Annotated in this window: 2 rRNA genes; both read left to right on the top strand. The window is 50.9% G+C overall.

Annotated elements, in window-relative coordinates:
* Window positions 1-343 precede the first annotated feature (343 nt).
* Window positions 344-3224: ribosomal RNA gene (locus GSF27_RS17655) — 23S ribosomal RNA — on the top strand.
* Between the two features lie 163 nt (window positions 3225-3387).
* Window positions 3388-3503 (top strand): 5S ribosomal RNA (rrf, locus tag GSF27_RS17650).
* Window positions 3504-3546: the final 43 nt, after the last annotated feature.

The following is a 3546-nucleotide window of genomic DNA, read 5'->3' as shown; positions in this document are numbered from 1 at the left end:
CGATCCCGCATAGCTCCACCACTTCTTTTCACTGCTTTGTAGATCTCAGAAACGTGTTGTTTTGAGTTGGCCCAGGCCAAGTAGTCCAAGACAGCATCTTTCTGATGTTTGCCATCAGAAGTTCTTTAACAAGGTGGAATGTAAAGTTGTTAAATACATAGATTCAATATTCTTCGCGGGATGTTGGATCATGCTGACAAATCAAGTGTGTATTGTTTATCTGTACATACCTGTCCGGCGTAAAAATGTCATTTTGCAATGAGAACTGTGGCTGTTTTGTGAAAACAAGATAGCGACAAGTTATCCAATTGTAAGTCGCAACATCTAGTTGCTTGAGTTATATGGTCAAGCGACTAAGCGCATACGGTGGATGCCTAGGCAGTTAGAGGCGATGAAGGACGTAGGAGCCTGCGATAAGTCACGGGGAGCCGGCAAACATGCTTTGATCCGTGAATTTCCGAATGGGGAAACCCACCTCTTTAGAGGTATCTTGCACTGAATACATAGGTGTAAGAGGCGAACCCGGGGAACTGAAACATCTAAGTACCCGGAGGAAAAGAAATCAACCGAGATTCCCTTAGTAGCGGCGAGCGAACGGGGATTAGCCCTTAAGCATCATTTGAGTTAGTGGAATCTTCTGGAAAGTTGAGCGATACAGGGTGATAGCCCCGTACACGAAAACTCTTTTGGTGTGAAATCGAGTAGGTCGGGACACGTGTTATCTTGACTGAACATGGGGGGACCATCCTCCAAGGCTAAATACTCCTAACTGACCGATAGTGAACCAGTACCGTGAGGGAAAGGCGAAAAGAACCCCGGAGAGGGGAGTGAAATAGAACCTGAAACCGTATGCGTACAAGCAGTAGGAGCAGACTTGTTCTGTGACTGCGTACCTTTTGTATAATGGGTCAGCGACTTATTGTCAGTAGCAAGGTTAACCGTTTAGGGGAGCCGTAGGGAAACCGAGTCTTAATAGGGCGTTTAGTTGCTGGCAATAGACCCGAAACCGAGCGATCTATCCATGGCCAGGTTGAAGGTGCCGTAACAGGCACTGGAGGACCGAACCCACGTCTGTTGAAAAAGACGGGGATGAGCTGTGGATCGGAGTGAAAGGCTAATCAAGCTCGGAGATAGCTGGTTCTCCCCGAAAACTATTTAGGTAGTGCGTCAGGTCTTACCCGCGGGGGTAGAGCACTGTTTGGGCTAGGGGGTCATCCCGACTTACCAACCCCATGCAAACTCCGAATACCGCGGAGTACAATCCTGGCAGACACACGGCGGGTGCTAACGTCCGTCGTGAAAAGGGCAACAACCCAGACCGCCAGCTAAGGTCCCAAATACCAGTTAAGTGGGAAACGATGTGGGAAGGCTTAGACAGCTAGGAGGTTGGCTTAGAAGCAGCCACCCTTTAAAGAAAGCGTAATAGCTCACTAGTCGAGTCGGCCTGCGCGGAAGATGTACCGGGGCTCAAACTGGTAACCGAAGCTGCGGATGCACTTTGTGCATGGTAGGGGAGCGTTCTGTAAGCCGCTGAAGGTGAACTGTGAGGTTTGCTGGAGGTATCAGAAGTGCGAATGCTGACATGAGTAACGACAAGGGGGGTGAAAAACCCCCCCGCCGGAAGACCAAGGGTTCCTGTCCAACGCTAATCGGGACAGGGTTAGTCGGCCCCTAAGGCGAGGCTGAAGAGCGTAGTCGATGGGAAGCAGGTTAATATTCCTGCACTTTGTATAACTGCGATGGAGGGACGGAGAAGGCTAGGCCAGCGCGGCGTTGGTTGTCCGCGTTTAAGCGCGTAGGCTGGGATCTTAGGCAAATCCGGGATCCTAAGGCTGAGACGTTATGACGAGGCCCTTTTTGGGCTGGAGTGGTTGATGCCATACTTCCAAGAAAAGCTTCTAAGCTTCAGGTTATACAGAACCGTACTCTAAACCGACACAGGTGGTCAGGTAGAGAATACCAAGGCGCTTGAGAGAACTCGGGTGAAGGAACTAGGCAAAATAGCACCGTAACTTCGGGAGAAGGTGCGCCGGCTTTGGTGATGGGACTTGCTCCCTAAGCTGAGGCTGGTCGAAGTGACCAGTTCCCTGCAACTGTTTATTAAAAACATAGCACTCTGCAAACACGTAAGTGGACGTATAGGGTGTGACGCCTGCCCGGTGCCGGAAGGTTAATTGATGGGGTTAGCTTATGCGAAGCTCTTGATCGAAGCCCCGGTAAACGGCGGCCGTAACTATAACGGTCCTAAGGTAGCGAAATTCCTTGTCGGGTAAGTTCCGACCTGCACGAATGGCGTAATGATGGGGAAGCTGTCTCCACCCGAGACTCAGTGAAATTGAAATCGCGGTTAAGATGCCGTGTTCCCGCGGCTAGACGGAAAGACCCCGTGAACCTTTACTACAGCTTTGCACTGAACTCTGAGCCTATTTGTGTAGGATAGCTGGGAGGCTTTGAAGCGCAGACGCCAGTTTGCGTGGAGCCGTCCTTGAAATACCAGCCTGGTATGTTTGGGGTTCTAACTCTGGTCCGTTATCCGGATCGAGGACAGTGTATGGTGGGTAGTTTGACTGGGGCGGTCTCCTCCCAAAGAGTAACGGAGGAGCACGAAGGTACGCTAATCATGGTCGGAAATCATGAGGTTAGTGCAATGGCATAAGCGTGCTTGACTGCGAGACTGACACGTCGAGCAGGTACGAAAGTAGGTCATAGTGATCCGGTGGTTCTGTATGGAAGGGCCATCGCTCAACGGATAAAAGGTACTCCGGGGATAACAGGCTGATACCGCCCAAGAGTTCACATCGACGGCGGTGTTTGGCACCTCGATGTCGGCTCATCACATCCTGGGGCTGAAGCCGGTCCCAAGGGTATGGCTGTTCGCCATTTAAAGTGGTACGCGAGCTGGGTTTAGAACGTCGTGAGACAGTTCGGTCCCTATCTGCCGTGGGCGTTGGAAAGTTGAGAAGAGTTGCTCCTAGTACGAGAGGACCGGAGTGAACGAACCTCTGGTGTTCGGGTTGTCATGCCAATGGCACTGCCCGGTAGCTATGTTCGGACGGGATAACCGCTGAAAGCATCTAAGCGGGAAGCCTCCTTCAAGATGAGCTTTCCCTGGGACCTTGAGTCCCCTAAAGGGCCGTTGAAGACTACGACGTTGATAGGCTGGGTGTGGAAGCGTTGTGAGGCGTTGAGCTAACCAGTACTAATTGCCCGTGAGGCTTGACCATATAACTGATGTAACTAGGTGTTAGACACTGATTACACCGGACGGATATGAGATAGACAGACATACTGATTGTCAGAAAGACTTTACATACCACCACCCTCTTTGGAAACGTGCGGCACACTTTAGACAAGTGATAAGACCAACCACTGATCCAAGCCAGTTTGGCTGACGACCATAGAGCTTTGGAACCACCTGATCCCATCCCGAACTCAGTAGTGAAACGAAGCATCGCCGATGGTAGTGTGGGGCTTCCCCATGTGAGAGTAGGTCATCGTCAGCCTTTTAATACAAAACCCCTGATCAGAAATGGTCAGGGGTTTTTT

Origin of the sequence: Pseudomaricurvus sp. HS19 (genome assembly GCF_009857815.1) — a bacterium.
In the GTDB taxonomy this organism is placed as follows: Bacteria; Pseudomonadota; Gammaproteobacteria; order Pseudomonadales; family Cellvibrionaceae; genus Pseudomaricurvus.
The sequence above is the reverse complement of the archived record's forward strand: the minus strand, read 5'-3'. Positions and strand labels throughout refer to the sequence as shown.